Below are 16,004 nucleotides of genomic sequence, written 5' to 3' on the forward strand. Positions count from 1 at the left end.
CGCGTCAGCGGGCCCGAAGCCTGGCTGGGTATAGTGGGACGCGTTTTTTTCCCCACCTCCCCCGGAGACAGCGACACCATGAGCTACGAAAACATCGACGTGCGGACCGAAGCAGGCAAGGTCGGCATCATCACCCTCAACCGCCCCAAGGCCCTCAATGCGCTGAACGATGCGCTGATGACCGAGCTGGGCCAGGCGCTCAAGGCTTTCGACGCCGACGACGCCATCGGCTGCATCATCCTCACGGGCAGCGAGCGCGCCTTCGCGGCCGGTGCCGACATCGCGGCGATGGCCAAGTACAGCTTCATCGACACCTACAAGGGCGACTACATCACGCGCAACTGGGAAACCATCCGCTCGATCCGCAAGCCCGTCATCGCAGCCGTGAGCGGCTTTGCGCTGGGCGGCGGCTGCGAGCTGGCGATGATGTGCGACTTCATCATCGCGGCCGACAACGCCAAGTTCGGCCAGCCCGAGATCAAGATCGGCGTGATCCCCGGTGCCGGCGGCACCCAGCGCCTGCCGCGTGCGGTGGGCAAGAGCAAGGCCATGGACATGGCGCTCACCGCCCGCATGATGGACGCCGCCGAAGCCGAGCGCGCGGGCCTCGTGAGCCGCGTGGTGCCCTATGAGAAGCTGGCCGACGAAGCGCTGGGCGCCGCGCTGATCATTGCGGGCTTCTCGCAGATCGCCGTGATGGCGGCCAAGGAATCGGTCAACCGCGCCTTCGAGAGCGGCCTGAGCGACGGCGTGATGTTCGAACGCCGCCTGTTCCACGCGCTGTTCGCCACGCAGGACCAGAAGGAAGGCATGGACGCCTTCCTGGCCAAGCGCCAGCCGGACTTCAAGAACGCCTGATCAGGCTGATCGTCGCGGGCCCGGCGGCCGCAGCAGCGGTCGCCGTCAGCGGGTTCGCGACAGCGCCGTGCGCAGCGCCTCGAGCGCCTGTGCCGGCGGTGTGCCGATGGATGCGGGGCCGCCCGGCTGCGGCGTCCACCGCACCTGATCGCCCGCGATTTCGAGCACGGCCAGCAACGCGCCGTCGCGCCGCAGTTCGATGCGCGCCTCGACCGGCGCACCCAACTCCCCGCCCGCCACGGTGGCCGCACGCGCCACGGTGTTCACCAGCGCCGCGAGGCCTTCGGTGTCGCCGCGCGCCTGGCGCGTGGTGGCACCGGCGCGCGTGATGTCGAGCGCGGTCCAGCGGTCCAATGCCGTGAAGCCGCCGCTCACCACGGCTTCGGTGGCTGCACGCGGCGCCGCCTTGGCGGCCGCCGACGGAGCCGGCGCGGCTTGCACGGGAGCGGCGCGGCGCTGCATGCCGGCGACATTCGCGCTGGCACCGCCTTGCGCGGCAAGCGATGGCGCCGTGTCTGCGGACTCGCGCTGCATCGGCGCTGGCGCTGCAGGCGCTACGGCCGGCGCCGGCGGTGCGGCTGCGTAGGGCATCGGACTCTGACCGACATCGGCCATGGGCGGCGTGGCCGGCATGGGCGCAGACGCGATGGCCGGTGCGGCGGGTGCAGGCGCAGTCACGGGCGCCGGGGCTTGCACCACTGGGGCCGCGGGCGCCGCCTTTTCCATCGTCCGTGCTTCGTCCTTCTGGACCGACGCTGCCGCAGGGGCTTCGCGCCGCCGCGACGCTTCACGCGTTTCCTGCGTCTCGCGCTGCTTCAGGGTTTCTTTCGCATCGCGCGCCGCTTCGCTGCGCTGCGCAGCGGGCGGTGTCATGTCCGCCGTTGCGGCCGGTTCAGCGGCTGGCGCAGGTGCTGCGGCTACTGCCGGCGCTTCGGCCGATTGAGTAGGCGGTGCCGACGCAGGCGCCCCGGCCACTTGCGCCTCGCCATCGAGCTGCGCGTCGGGCACCGGCTCGCGATGCCACAGCACGGTGACGAAAGTCGCCACGAGCACGGTCGCGAAGGCCGCGTTCCATGGCATGCGCGAGCGGGGACTGCCGCCGCCGAACAGGCGTCGCCACCAGGGCGCGGCCTGCACCGCAGGGCCGGCCGCCGGCGCGGAGGCCGCGGCGAGGTTGTGCGCCATCTTCAGGATCGCCTCGCGCGTGTGGGCCGCGGGCACGGCGTCGCGGTCGGGCGCGTGGTCCAGCGCGCGACGCAGCCGCGCGTCGTGCAGGTCGTCGTTGTCCATGCCGGTGCTCATGCCCGCTGCTCCAGCACCGACAGGTAGCGTTCCATGCAGCCGCGCAGCTTCTGCAGCCCGTAGCGCAGACGGCTGCGCACGGTCTCGAAGCCGATCTCCAGCCGGGCCGCGAGCGCGTCGACGGTGAGGCCGTCTTCATGGTGCAGGAGAAAAGCCGCGCGTTGCTCGGCCGGCAGTTCGTCGAGACAGGTCAGCAGCCGACGGCCGGCGGCACGCCAGAACGCCAGCTCTTCGGCCGACGGGTGCGCCGACAGGTCGGTGGCCCCGTGCACGCCCCGGTCGAGCGCGGGCACCGCGTCGCCGTCGTCGTCGGTCGCGTGGCCATCGAGCGTCACCTCGCGCCCGCTCACGCGCAGGCGGTCCATCGCGAGGTTGTGCGCGATGGTGAAGGCCCAGGTGCGCCAGGTGGCGCCCTGCGGCGAGAAGCTGTCGCGCGCCGAAATGATCCGCACCCAGGTGTCCTGGAACACCTCGTCGGCCTGCGCGGCCAGCCGCGCGCCGAGCAGGCGCTTGACGAAGCGGAACAGGCCGCCTTCGTGGCGCGCATAAAGCACGTCGAAGGCGGCGGCATCGCCGTGGGCGTAGGCCAGCATCAACTGATCGTCGGGCATGGCGTCGCGCTCGGTGGCGGTGCGGGCAGCAGCAGAAGGGGCGCGTGGCAGCGCAGACATCGCAGGATTGTCACCCGAGCTTGTACGGCGCACGGCGGCGATCGGGGTTAAGTCGCGATGCGATCCGACGCATTCGATTGCAGAAAAATCGACCTGAAAACGCCGGGAGTTGAACTGGGCCCAAAGCCTGGGCTATAATTTTGGGCTCGGTGCTGAATTGCACTGACGGCTCTTTAGCTCAGTCGGTTAGAGCGATGGAATCATAATCCACAGGTCCGCGGTTCGAGTCCGTGAAGAGCCACCAACACAGCCTCCCCGCCCCGGCGGAATGGCTCAAAAAGCCCTAAGTTTTCAACGACTTAGGGCTTTTTTCGTTCAGGCGTCCGACGCCGTTTCGCCCACCGGCACCCGGTCCAGCCGGAACGCCTCGGGCTCGCAGTGCACCAGGCGCCAGCCGTGGGCGCCGTGCAGCTGCAGTTCGTCCACCACGTCCGTCAGGGTGCCGATGAGTTCGTTGCCCCAGAACCTGCGCGCGCCGCGCACGGGGTTGAGCATCTGCCGCAACCGCGGAATCGACAGCACGCGTTCGGCGTTGAAGAAGAATTCCAGCGCGAGGTCGAAGGTGACCGGGTCGACGCGCTGCGTGCGGCCCGCGAAGCTCACGCTGCGGTCCATCGGCTGGAAGCTGTAGGCGCCCCACACGAGCGGCGTTGGCATCGCGCACGCCAGGCCGCGCGTTCGGAGCGACAGCAGGATGGTGCGGTAGAAGTCGTCGAACGCCGGTGCCGCTACGGGCGGGCGCCCCCGCAGGTGCCGCGTGGGCGCGGGCGCCTCCTGCGCCAGTGGAACGATCTTCGTCCCCATCAACGACAGCACGTCCGGCGCCTCCTCGCTCGCCGCCTCGGGCACGTCGGCCAGGAACAGCAGGTTCAGGCGGTCGCCCAGCGTCGCCAGTTCGTCGATGCTGGTGAAGACCAGCGGCGCCACGCCCAGCGCGCGCAGCACGCGCCGCGCGTACTCGCGCTCGCGCAGCGCATGGCCGAGCACGCCGATGCGGCGGGCGGGGCGCGCCAGGGGCTCCGAGGGTGCGGCGAAGAAGCGGCTCATGCGGGAGCTCCTTCACAGTCCGCTGCGGCAACAACATGCCCGAGGCAATGCGTTCGGGGGCTCGGGCCGCGGTTCGCGACCCCGGTGATCAGGACCGGCATGGGTGCTCGAAATTCTCAAAAGAATGAATGAAGCCGCGTCCGCTGCGCCCGCGCTTCATGCCGCATGCGATGCAGCACAAGGCAGCGGGCCCACTGAGGCAACCCGGCGCTCACCCATCCTAGGAAGGCCCGCACGGCCCGTACATAGGACTGTTCCGAAAAGCCGCGCCTTTCGCGCCCCTCAGAGCACCTTTGCGCCGCGCAGCCAGTCCAGCAGCATGGCCGAGTCGGCGCGCATGCGCAGGTCGGCGGCCTCGGCGTCGAAGCGCGTCGTCACCTGGGCCGACTGGTTGTTGTAGTGGTCGCTCTCGGCGGTCAACACGTCGAGCAGCGTGCGCTTGCCCAGGTGGTACCACTGCTCGTAGAAGATCTTGCGCACGCGGTCGGTTTCCTGGATCAGCTCGGTGTACTCGCCGGCACGGCTGGCCGCCGCGTCGCGCTGCTCGGCGGACGTGCGAAGCCGGTAGGCCAGGTCGCGCGCCGAGGCCTCGGCCTTTTCCTCGCCGGCCGCCGCGCGCTCGAAGGCCGCGCGTTCCGACGCACGCCCCGAGCCGCCCTGGAACGCGTTCCACTGCAGCGACAGGCCCGTGGACCACGGCTGCTTGTTGCCCGCCAAATCTTCCTGCGTGCTCTTGCCGACCACCCAGTTCAGCTGCGGCAGGCGCCCCGCCTTCACCGACGCCGCATACAAGCCCGCGGCCTTCGCCTCGGCCCGCGCCTGCTGCATGGCCGGATGCTCGGCGCCCGCAATCAGGGCGTCCTGCAGCGCGACCGGGCGGATCTCCCATGCCAGGTCGGCCGGCCACTGCACCTCTTCGCCGACCAGCTTCACGAGGTTGACCTGCACCTCGCGCAGCTTGGCCACGATGGCGTCGCGGCCGGTCACGGCCTGCAGGCGGCGTGCGCGCGCCTGCGTGAGTTCGCTGGCGCGGCCGCGGTCGCTCTGCACGATCTGGCTCAGCATGTCGACCAGCTCCTCCATGCGCTTCACATAGCCCTGGCTGGCCTCGAGCGCCGCCTGGTGGCGCCGCTGTTCGAGCAGCGCCGACACGGTGTCGTACGCGATCTTCTGGCGCACCTGCTGCGCCGCCTGGTAGGCCGCCTTCGAGGTCTCGGTGCGGCTGTCGATGGTGGCGCTCAGGCGCCCCCAGTCGTACACCGGCGTGGTGATCGCGAGGTTGCCCGACGCGCTGCGCGTGCCGCTGTTGTTGCCGCCGCCGCCGAAGGTCGCGGAAGGCGACGACACGCCCACCTGCACCTGCGGCCAACGCTGGCCCTTGGCCTGGTCGATGTCGTACTCGGCCGCCTTCCAGTTGGCCTGCGCCTCGCGCGCCTCGGCGCTGAGCTCGAGCGCCTTGCGCACGTTCTCGTCGAGGTAGGCGCGCAGGCGCTCGCCCGCGTCGGCGCTGAGGCCCATCGAGGAGGCGGAGGCCACCACCTTGCGCATCTGGAACGGCGGCGGCGACGCCGCAACGAACGGCGCAGGCATGGCCACCGGCGCCACCGCAACAGCCACGGCCGGCGCTGCAGCCAACCGCCGCGCCACCTTCAGCGCCGGCGCCTCGTCCTGCGACGCCTGCGCCACCGACGCGCCGGCGCCAAGCAGCATCGACACCGACAGCAGCGCGCACACGCCCGGCTGCATGGATTTGTTCTTCTTCGTTTTCATGATGACTTCGACTCCTGCTCAGCGTTCGCGAAAGGCTTCACGCGCCTTGAGCACCGGCTTCAGCAGGTAGCTCAAAACTGATTTCTCGCCCGTGCGGATCTCGACCGTGGCGGTCATGCCGGGAATGATGGGGAACTCCTTGTCGCCCGCGCTCAAGGAAGCTTTGTCCGTGCGCACCAGCAGCCGGTAGTACGAGGTGTCGCCGCGCGCGCCCTGGCGTGCCTTCTCGTCGTCCTTCAGCGTGTCGGGGCTCAGGTGCTCCACCGTGCCGGTGAGGCCACCGTAGATGCCGTAGTCATAGGCCGAGATCTTCACGGTGGCCGGCAGCGTCGGGCGGATGAAGGCCACGTCCGAGGGCTTGATCTTGGCTTCCACCAGCAGCTGGTCTTCCAGCGGCACGATCTCCATGATGTCCGCGCCCTGCTGGATCACGCCGCCGATGGTGTTCACGCGGATGTTTTTCACGGTGCCCTTCACGGGCGCCTTGATGGTGGTGCGCTTCATCACGTCTTCGCGCGCGCCCATGTTCTCCTTGGCCTGCGCCAGCTCGCCCTCGAAGCGCGTGAGCTCGGCGTTGGCCTCGGCCCGGTACTTGTTCTGGCGCTCGGCGATCTGCAGGCGGAACTCGTTGGCCTGGCGCTTCATGCGCAAGACCTCCACTTCCGACATCAGGCCGCGCGCCGACAGCGGCTCCGACAGCGAAATCTCGCGCTCGGCCAGCTGCAGGCTGCGCTGCAGCGCGCCCACGCTCTCGTTGAGCGTCTGGCGGCGTGCGTTGTAGGCCTGCGTCTCGTCGCGCACGATCGAGTCCACGCCCTGCACGTCCGGCGGAAACGCGAGCGGCTGCGCATAAGCCTCGGCGCGCAGGCGGGCAATGGAGCCCTTCAGCGCCTGCACCTTCGACAGCCCTTCGCGGTACGACGCGCCCGCGCGCGTCGGGTCGATCTCGAGCAGGATCTGCCCGCGCTCGACCACGTCGCCTTCGTGCACGTTCATCTCTTCCAGGATGCCGCCTTCCAGGCTCTGGATGATCTGCTCGCGGCTGGCCGGAATCACGCGGCCTTCGCCCTGCGTGATCTCTTCCACCTTGGCAAAGTGCGCCCACACGCCGCCGACCACGAGGATCGTCGCGATGAGGTACAGCACCGCCAGGCTGCCCGGCGTCTTCTGCACCAGCATCGCTTCGCGCAGGTCTTTCACGAAAGGAGAGTCTTCGTGGCGTGCCTGGCCGCTCGGGCCCGGGCGCTTCGCGGGCAGCTTCGCCACGGGGGCCGGCACCTTCGCCGGCAAGGCCGCGCCGGGCATGGGCCCTGCGGTGGTTTCGTTCGTGTTCATGGCATCGTTTCCTTGCATCGGGTGCGCGCTCACGCGGGCACCGGTTGTTCGTTCGGTTCATTGCCGGCCGCGCCGCGCAGGCGCGCCAGCACGGCGTCTTTCGGTCCGTCGAGAAACACCTTGCCGTCGCCGTCCATCACGACGATGCGATCGACCAGGTCGAGCACCGACAGCCGGTGCGTGGCCACGACCAGGGTCTGGCCCTGCGTGACGTGCGCCATGCGGCGCAGGAATTCGTGCTCGGTCTGCAGGTCCATCGAGCTGGTGGGCTCGTCCATCAGCAGGATGCGCGGGCGCAGCAGCAGGCAGCGCGCCAGCGCCACCAGCTGGCGCTGCCCGCCCGAGAGGCCGTGGCCGCCCTCGCCGATGGGCATGTCGTAGCCGCGCGGATGGCGCGCCGCAATCGTGTCGATGCCGGTGATGCGCGCCACGTGCAAAAACTCTTCCGTGGTGGCCGAGGGGTGGCCGATGGTCACGTTGTCGCGCAGCGTGCCGTGGAACAGGCGCGCGTCCTGGCTCAGCAGGCCCACGGCGGCGCGCACGTCGGCCGGGTCGATCTGGCCCACGTCGACGCCGTCGAGCAGCACCTGGCCGGCACCGGGCTGGTACATCGCGGCCATCACGCGCAGCAGCGTCGACTTGCCGCAGCCGATGTTGCCCAGGATGGCGATGCGTTCGCCCGCCTTGATCGTCAGGCTCACGTCCTGCAGCACCGGCGGTGCCGGTTGCATGGGCGGCGCGGGGTAGGCAAAGTTGATCTTCTTGAGCGTGACGTGGCCGTTGAACACCGGCTTGGCCAGGTAGCGTCGCTCGGCCACGCGGTCGGCCGGCTTGGCCATCACCTGGTTGAGCGAGGTCAGCGCCGTCTTGGCCTGCTGGTAGCGCACCGCCAGGCCCACCACCGCCGCCAGCGGCGAGGTCGAGCGCCCGGCCAGGATGACCGTGCCGAACAGCGCGCCCATCGTGAACTCGCCCGCATGGATGAGGTACACGCCCCACACCACCAGCACCACGGTCTGCACCTGCTGGATCAGCGTGACGAGGTTCACCGCCATGCTCGAGAGCTTGCGCGACTTCATGGAGCTGGTGGCAGCGAGCGCGCTGAAGTTTTCCCACTTCTGCTGCATCACGCCCTCGCCGCGCGCGGCCTTGAGCGACTCGATGCCTTCGATCGATTCGATGAGCAAACCCTGCTTGAGCGAACCCTCGCGCAGGTTCTCCTGCATCACCTTGGCCAGCGGCCACTGGATGGCCACGCTGATCAGGATGATGAGCGGAATGGACAGCAGCGGCACCAGCGCCAGCGGCCCGCCGATCATGAAGATGATGCCCACGAACAGCAGGCAGAACGGCAGGTCCGACAGCGTCGAGATGGTGGCCGAGGTCACGAAGTCGCGCACCGATTCGAACTCGCGCAGCTGGTTGGCCGACGAGCCCGACGACTGCGGCTTGTGCTCCATGCGCGTGGACAGCAGCTTGCGAAACAGCATCGAGCCCAGGATCAGGTCGGCCTTCTTGCCCGCCATGTCCACCAGGTGCGAGCGCACGTGGCGCGCGCTGAACTCGAACACCATCGCAAACACCACGCCGATGGCCAGCGACCACAGCGTGACATACGCCTGGTTGGGCACCACGCGGTCGTACACGTTCATCGTGAAGAAGGTGCTCGCCAGCGTGAGGATGTTGATCAGCAGCGCCGCCAGCGCCGCGCTCGCGTAGTAGCGCCGGTAGCGCCACAGCGTGGAAAACAGCCAGTGCCCTTCCGACTCCTCGGCCTCGGGGCCGGCGCGGTCGTCCAACTGCGCGTGCGGCTTGGCCAGCAGCGCGTGGCCGCCGTACAGCGCAGCCATCTCCTGCACGTTGAGCGTCACGGTGCCCGTGCCGGCTTCCGGCAGGATCACGTCGTAGGTGGCCTTGTCGCCCTGGCCGTTGCGGCCAGTGATGACACACGCGCCGCCTTCCTTGCGCAGCGCCACCACGGGGAACAGGTACGAGAGCAAATCGCCCACCTCGCGCTTGACCCAGCCTGCGCCGATGCCCGCCTGCTCCAGGATGCGCACCGCCAGCGTGGGCGACAGGCGCATCTCGCGCGGCAGGCCCGCCTGCAGCGCGGCCTCGCTCAACGTGCGACCGTGGTGCGCGCACAGCCAGTGCACGGCGCGCAGCAGCGTGTCGCGCTCTTCCGCCACCATCGCCATCGGCGACGCCTCGTTGCCGGGGGCTCCCGGTACGCCGGGTACGGCGTCATGCGCGATCACTGCAGCCATGTGGTTCTCTTTTCTCTTCGCCCGTTGGCAGGCCTGTGGCAGCGCGGCGGGGCCGTGGATGCCGGTGGTGTGAAACATCGGGGCAACACCCGTCCCTGCCCCATGGCATCGGACTTTCATGGCATTGCACTGACAAGGAATTCGCAGGGGCCCCGCATGCGCCTCGGCAGCGGGGGATCTCGACGTGGGAACCGCGCGGCAGGCGCCGTTCCCATGCCAAGGACTTTACAAATGGGCCCGTGAACAATCCATCGGACTCGTCCGAAACTGCGGGCCGCATGCACGCCAAAAGGGGCGTTGTCCCTGCCGCTGCGGGCAAGGGGCAACGCCCCGCGGCGCACGCAGCGCCGGAATGCCCGCCGCGCGGTGCGACTTACTTCACGCCCTGCACCACCACCTCGACACGGCGGTTGGGGGCGTTGCACGCAATGCGGGCGTCGCGCGAGCGGTTGGCCACGCACGACACCACCGTCTCGACGCTGCCCATGCCTTCGGCCGCGATGCGGTCCGCCGGCAGGCCTTCGTCGGCCAGCACGCGGCGCACCGTCTGTGCGCGCTGCTCCGACAGGCGCAGGTTCTCGGGCGCCGAGCCGATCGGATCGGCATGGCCGCGCACGGCGATGCGCGTCACGCCTTCCAGCGAATTCGCGCGGATCTGCGCAGCCACGTCGGCCAGTGCCGTGCGGCCCTTCTGCGTCATCGCGGCGAGGTCGGAGCGGCCGAACGCGAACAGCGTGTCGGTGTTGAGCGTGTAGCGGGCCTTTTCCACCGGCTGCACCGCGGCCACCGACTCCCGGCAGCGCTCGACCGCGCTCGCGCGGCTGATCACGTGGCGCTGCTCGTGTGCGCCCGCCAGCATGCGTTCGGCGTCGGCGCGGCGGTAGGGCACCGGGGAGCCCGAGCCGTCCTGTTCCGACACGGCCACGAACACCGTCTTGCCGCCCTCGAGCTCGGCGCGCGTGCGGGGCTGCGACTTGCCTTCGTAGGTGGGCGCGTCGCCGAGGTAGGCCTCGACCGAGTGGTTGCCCGGGGTCACGCACAGGCGCGTGAAGCTGTTGGGCAGCAGCGCGGCGTGGAACTCGCCGTTCACGTACACGTGCGCCGCACCGGGGCGCTGGCCGGCGGCCGAGGTGCTGACGGGGCGAAAGAAGATCACCTGGGCCTGGTCGGCCGCTGCGGCGGGCACGGCACGGTAGACCGGCCCCTGACGGGCCGCAGCAGCGCCCTGCTTCTGCGGTTGCTGGGCCTGCGCCGCGGTCGCCGCCAGCACGCCCAGTGCCAGGAGTGCGGCGGCGCGGACGCCGCGGTAGGAGAAAAGAAAAGTCGAAGGAAGCAACGAGGACATGAATGGCTCCGGGTGCCCCGCACGGGGCACGCATGAAAAATGAATGAGAAAAAAGTGGGGCCCGACGCCGCGGCCGGGCGACAGGCCCCGTCGGCTTAGAGGATGGTCACGTGGACCTTGTCCTCGACCAGCAGCTCGGCCGTGCCGGCCAGGTTGGTGTAGACGTGGTACGTCACGCCGCCCACCGTGGCATTGCTGCCCTGGGTCCAGCCGTCGTCGCCGTGGGTGCCGCCGAGCAGGTCGACCTCGCCATTGGCGCCGTTGACCAGCATCTGCACCTTGCCGTCGGCCATGACCATGTCGCGCGCGCCACCGGCCAGCACGTCGTGCGTGCTCAGCGCCAGCGTGTTGCCGCCCGCGCCCAGGTCGAACTTCTCGACGCCCTGCACCTTCGGGCCGAGGGCCGACAGGTCGATGTGCATCGCCTTGCCGTCCATCACCAGGGTGTCGACACCCAGGCCGCCGTCGATGCGTGCGAAGTCGCCGCTGTTGACGCGGATGACGTCGTCGCCCGCGCCGCCATGCACCATGTCGCCCGTGCCCACCTTCGTGAAGGTGTCGTTGCCCGCGCCGCCTGCGAGGCGGTCGGCGAAGCCAAGTTTGGCGATGAACGTCTCGTCGCTTTCGGTGTAGACCTGGGCCGGGCTGTCGATGATGTTGTCGTCCGTCATCTCCACAGGTTCGAAGACACCGAAGGTGCCGGCGGGGTAGGCCCAGAAGTGACTGGTCTTGTTGACGGGGACGGAGACAAAAGCCGTCAGGTTGCCCGCCGCATCTTCGAACGCCACCTTGATCGGGATTCCCGCCGGGATGGGGAGGTCCCGCCACACGCTGGTGATCGTTCCATCCCTGTGGCCCTCGGTGACCTGGAGGTAGTAGTCCTTCTCGATGTTGTTTTCGACGTAGCGAATGACGACCCGAGCCGCGTCCTTGACCCCGGGATTCTCAGCGACTGGAATGTCGAGGGCCCACCAGTACCACAAGTGGGCGTACGACAGATAGATGCCGCCCTGGGCAAGAACCGGCGGTGCCGTATCCACCGTGAACTCGAACGCACCCGAGGGCGCACTCGTGTTGCCCGCCGGGTCCGCCCCCGCCACCGTGATGCTGTGCGCGCCCTCGCCCAGCGCCTTGGCCGGCGTGTAGGTCCAGTTGCCCGAGGCGTTGGCCTGCACGCGGTCGATCTCCACGCCCTTGTCGTAGATGATCACGGTGCCGTTCGCATCGGCCTTGCCGCTGAAGGTCGGCTTGGCGTCGTTGGTGGTGGTGCCGCTGGCAATGGCGCCTGTGATGGCCTCCACGTCGTCGATCACCGACACGATGGTCGGCTTGCCCGGCGGCGTGGTGGCCACCGTGAAGCCGAAGGCATCCGACGCCACGCTGGCGTTGCCCGCCTTGTCCACCGCCGTCACCGTGATGGTGTGCACGCCATTGCCCAAGGCCGTTGCCGGTGTCCAGCTCCAGTTGCCCGACGCATCGGCTTGCACCTGCGTGAGCTTCACGCCCTTGTCGTAGATGACCACGGTGCTGTTGGCCTCGGCCTTGCCCGTGAAGTCGGGGCGCGAGTCGTCGGTGGTGCCGTTGAGCGCCACCTTGCCCACCACGCTGCCCACGTCGTCCATCACCGACACGATGGTCGGCTTGGTCGGTGCGGTACGGTCGACCGTCAGATCGAACGCAGCGGTCCTGGCGCTTTCGCTGCCGCCCGCCGGCGTCACGCTGGCACGCAGGCTGTGCAGGCCTTCGCCCAGCGGCGTGTCCGGCGTGTAGCTCCAGTTGCCACTCGCATTGACCACGGCCTGGCCCAGCAAGGTGTTGCCGTCATAGATCTTCACGGTGCCGCCCGCGACGGCTTTGCCCGTCAGCGTCGGGGTGGTGTCGTCGGTGAAGCCGCCGTTTGCAATGGGGCCGGTGACCGCACCCGCATCGTCCATCACCTGGTCGATGCTGATCTGCAGCGTGACCGTCACGCCCTGCTGCACCAGCAGGTCGGCCTTGAAGCCGGAGTGCTGGTACACCTCGTAGACCACGCCACCGAGGGTGACGTTGGTTCCTTGGACCCAGTCGCCCGGGTCGGTGCCGTTGGGCAGCACGTCCATCAGCGAGACCTTGTCGCCGGCATTGCCCTTGACCATCATCTGCACGCGGCCGTTGGTCACGAACTGGTTCATGGTGCCGTTTTCCATCACGTCGGCCAGCGACAGCTTGAGCGTGTTGTTGCCCGTGCCGGTGAGGTCGATGATTTCGACCGAGCTGACCTTGTCCGCGAGGGTGGTCAGGTCGAGCGTCTGGTTGGCGCCGGTCAGCTTGAGCGTGTCGGTACCGCCACCGCCATGGACCTTCGCGTTGGCGCCGTCGAAATAGGAGACCTTGCCCAGATTGAAAGTGTTGGCCAGATTCCCGCCGTCGTAGGCGGAGTTTGATGCTGCATCGATCTCCTGGATTGCAGCGGCCGCGATGAACTGCTGAGCGCCTGTAAGGCCGCCGATCGAGATGTCGTCCAGCCCGATGTAGTCTTCCCCGCCGTCGAGCTCGAATCGGGAGAACGTCTTCCCCGCCGGCATCTTGATGGAGATGACGCCATTGATCAGGTTGGAGCCGCTTTTCCCTGCGGCGTACGGGCGCAGATCTTCGGTATGCACGAGCTGGTTCTTCTCGTCGTAGAAGCGCAATACCTGCCCTGTATACGCATGCTGCACATCGAACAGGGTGGCGGTCAGCCAGCTTGCCTTGACCCCCTTCAGGTCGACGTCGAGGACGCCATTCCATACGACCAGCGACGCCGAATTGAGCGTGGGACTTCCGGTTTCGGAAATACCGCTCTCCACGGACCCACTGGTCGAGGGGCGCCCGCTGACGTTCTTCACGATCATGGTGCCGATGTCGACACTCTGGCCCTTGGCAAGGTCCACCTTGTTGGCGGATTTGAAGGCTTCGGAAACACCGAACTGAACGGGCCGCAGGTAGCTGGAGATATTCCCCGACTGGTCCGCGATGCCCGCCATGAACTTCTCATGGATCGGCGCCGTCAGCGTGATGTCCGCCTTGCCTGCCGCAACGTCGGCAGCCGTCAAGACGTAGTCGAGACGCTGGTCTCCATTGATCAGGCTGATGCGATCTCCGGCCACGACATTTGTCTTGCTGAACGAGACCGTCACGAGAGAACCGCTCACCGAGATCGCCGTCGGCGCCGCAGGCGCCGTGGTGTCCATCGCCACGCCCTGCGATTTCAGTGTGCCCACGTTGCCGGCTTCGTCCACCACGCGTGTCTGGACCGTCCAGTTGCCCGCGTGGCTGCTGTCGTCCTGTGCACTCCACTTGCTACCGGAAACGAACGCGGCCTTCCAGGTGGCCCCGTCGTCGGTCGACACCTGCAGGGTCTCGCCCTTGCCCAGCGCCGCCGACAGGGTGCCCTGCAACAGGCGACCGGCGCCGCCGTCGTTGGTCAGGTAGTCGGCGCCGCTGGCGCCGCTGTCCTTGCCCATGACCGAGACCGTGGCCGTCTGCGTGGGCGCCACCGTGTCTACGGTGAAGCCGAACGCATCCGACGCCACGCTGGTGTTGCCGGCCTTGTCCACGGCCGTCACAGTGATGCTGTGCGTGCCCTGGCCCAGTGCCGTGGTGGGCGTGTAAGTCCAGTCGCCGGAGGCGTTGGCCGTCACCTGGGTGAGTTCAACGCCGTTGTCGTAGATGACCACGGTGCTGTTGGCTTCGGCCTTGCCCGAGAGTGCTGGCCTGGTGTCGTCAGTGACGCTGTTCAGCGCCAGGTTGCCCTGGATGCTGCCCACGTCGTCGACCACCGACACGATGGTCGGCTTGGCCGGTGCCAGCGTGTCCACGGTGAAGCCGAAGGCATCCGACGCCACGCTGTTGTTGCCCGCCTTGTCCAACGCGGTCGCGGTGATGCTGTGCGGACCGTTGCTCAGGTTCGTGAGCGGAACAAAGGTCCACTCGCCCGCGGCGTTGGCCTGCACCCGGCCGATTTCCGTGGCACCGTCGCGAATGATCACGGTGCTGTTGGCTTCGGCCGCGCCCTTGAACCAGGGCTTGAAGTCGTCGGTCGTTCCACCATGGACGAGTGCGCCCTGGATGCTGCCCACGTCATCGACCACTGACACGATCGTCGGCTTGGCCGGCGGCGTCGTGTCCACCACGAAGTTCCAGCTGCCGCTGGCCTCGCTGGTCTGGCCCAGCGGACTGGTGGACGTGGCGGTGATGCCGTGCGCACCCTCGGCCAGATTGGCCAGGGGCGTGAAGCTCCACTGGCCCGAGGCGTCGGCGACGACCTGGCCCAGCAGCGTGCTGCCGTCATAGAACTTGACCGTGTGGTTCGCCTGCGCCGTGCCCGCCAGGGTCGGCCTCGCGTCGTCGGTGGCTTCGCCGGGTTGCAGCATGTGCGGCGTGCCCACATCGTCGAACACGCTCTCGATCACGGGTGCGCTCGGCTTGTCGGTGACGACGTTGACGGTGTAGCGCCCGGTCGGCATGGTCTCGTTGCCGGCAGCATCGCGCTCCACGAGCGTGAAGGTGTTCGGGCCGGCGGCCAGCGGGGTGTCGACCTGGAAAGTCCATTGGCCGTTTTCTCCGATGGTGGCCGGCCCCAGTTCGCGGGTGCCGGCGGCATCCCTGACCATCACGGTGACCGTGTGGCCCGGCACGCCGGTGCTGTAGCCGCTGAGCAGCGGATGCGTGTCGTCGGTGGTGGCGCCGGAGGCCACGTTGCCGGTGACGCCGCCCACGTTGTCGGCGACGCCCGTGATGGCCAGCCGGCTGGCGTCGGGCGGGGTCACGTCGATCTCGAAATTGAACGCGGGCGAAGGCGTGCTCTCGTTGCCACTGCTGTCGCGCGCGACGATGGTGATGGCGTGCTGGCCTTCGACCAGGTCGGTCGATGGCGTGAAGGTCCATGTGCCGTCGTCGGCCACCTCAGTGGTGCCGATCTCGTTACCGTTGTCGCGGATGACGATGGTGTCGCCCGGCGTGCCCTGGCCGTGGAAAGTGGGCTGGCGGTCGTCGGTGACGCCGCCGGGGGCGATGCTGCCCAGGATGTCGCCCGCGTCGTCGCCGGCGCCGCCCACCGAAGGGGGAGGAGGCGCGAAGGTCGATGCGCCTGCGCTCATGACGAGGGAGATGTCCGGGTCGTAGGTGACGTTCGTCTTTTCGAATGTCATGGGAGTCCTATGCTCTGAAATGGGGAAAAGAAGACCGGATCGGCATGCGAAGGGACGCCATGCGATCCGGTGTTTTCTTTGAGGTGGCCTACTCTAGAAAGCGCCGTCGGGCCGGGCCATCGGACGAATCTGAAAGCCGGATACGAAGGCGTAGGTCAGTACCGAAATCGCGCACAAAGTCGTCGACAACGGCACAAGTCCAAAAGAAACGCGGCAGCCGCACCGGCAGCTGCCGCGT

General features: G+C 68.4%; 9 protein-coding genes and 1 tRNA gene. 2 read left to right on the top strand and 8 right to left on the bottom strand.

From position 1 onward, the window contains the following. Positions 1-78: 78 nt before the first annotated feature. Positions 79-858, top strand: coding sequence for an enoyl-CoA hydratase (locus tag AC1RGU_RS20760; RefSeq protein ID WP_159272885.1), 780 nt, complete (start codon positions 79-81; stop codon positions 856-858). A gap of 45 nt (positions 859-903) precedes the next feature. Here the strand turns inward: AC1RGU_RS20760 and AC1RGU_RS20765 are convergent, their stop codons facing one another. Continuing rightward, positions 904-2,160 carry a hypothetical protein gene (locus AC1RGU_RS20765; protein WP_492697713.1) on the bottom strand — a complete coding sequence of 419 codons (1,257 nt, stop codon included), beginning with the start codon at positions 2,158-2,160 and terminating at the stop codon, positions 904-906. Continuing rightward, entirely contained in the window at positions 2,157-2,831 is a 675-nt protein-coding gene (locus AC1RGU_RS20770; protein ID WP_095948024.1) for a sigma-70 family RNA polymerase sigma factor, read from the bottom strand. The genes AC1RGU_RS20765 and AC1RGU_RS20770 overlap by 4 nt, the downstream gene beginning before the upstream one ends. Positions 2,832-2,998: 167 nt before the next feature. On the opposite strand from AC1RGU_RS20770, the gene AC1RGU_RS20775 reads away from it, so the two are divergent. Beyond that, positions 2,999-3,075: transfer RNA gene (locus AC1RGU_RS20775), tRNA-Met, on the top strand. A 71-nt stretch (positions 3,076-3,146) separates the two neighbouring features. Here AC1RGU_RS20775 and AC1RGU_RS20780 read toward each other — a convergent pair. From AC1RGU_RS20780 to AC1RGU_RS20805, 6 genes are all read right to left on the bottom strand, one after another. Further along, complete coding sequence (locus tag AC1RGU_RS20780; protein WP_492697715.1) at positions 3,147-3,878, bottom strand: hypothetical protein; 732 nt, start codon at positions 3,876-3,878, stop codon at positions 3,147-3,149. Positions 3,879-4,160: 282 nt separating this feature from the next. Further along, positions 4,161-5,648: a TolC family protein gene (locus AC1RGU_RS20785; protein WP_492697717.1), complete on the bottom strand. Its 1,488-nt coding sequence runs from the start codon at positions 5,646-5,648 to the stop codon at positions 4,161-4,163. Positions 5,649-5,666: 18 nt separating this feature from the next. Beyond that, a complete protein-coding gene (locus tag AC1RGU_RS20790; RefSeq protein WP_492697719.1) occupies positions 5,667-6,983 on the bottom strand; it encodes an HlyD family type I secretion periplasmic adaptor subunit in 1,317 nt (438 codons plus the stop codon). A 29-nt stretch (positions 6,984-7,012) separates the two neighbouring features. Then, the gene (locus AC1RGU_RS20795) at positions 7,013-9,250 is read right to left on the bottom strand and encodes a type I secretion system permease/ATPase (RefSeq protein WP_492697721.1); all 2,238 of its coding nucleotides are present in this window, start codon (positions 9,248-9,250) and stop codon (positions 7,013-7,015) included. Positions 9,251-9,623: 373 nt separating this feature from the next. Next, the gene (locus tag AC1RGU_RS20800; RefSeq protein ID WP_492697723.1) at positions 9,624-10,595 is read right to left on the bottom strand and encodes an OmpA family protein; all 972 of its coding nucleotides are present in this window, start codon (positions 10,593-10,595) and stop codon (positions 9,624-9,626) included. Positions 10,596-10,690: 95 nt separating this feature from the next. After that, complete coding sequence (locus AC1RGU_RS20805) at positions 10,691-15,766, bottom strand: Ig-like domain-containing protein (RefSeq protein ID WP_492697725.1); 5,076 nt, start codon at positions 15,764-15,766, stop codon at positions 10,691-10,693. Between the last annotated feature and the right edge of the window lie 238 nt (positions 15,767-16,004).

Source organism: Variovorax sp. GW823-FHT02B07, assembly GCF_058797695.1.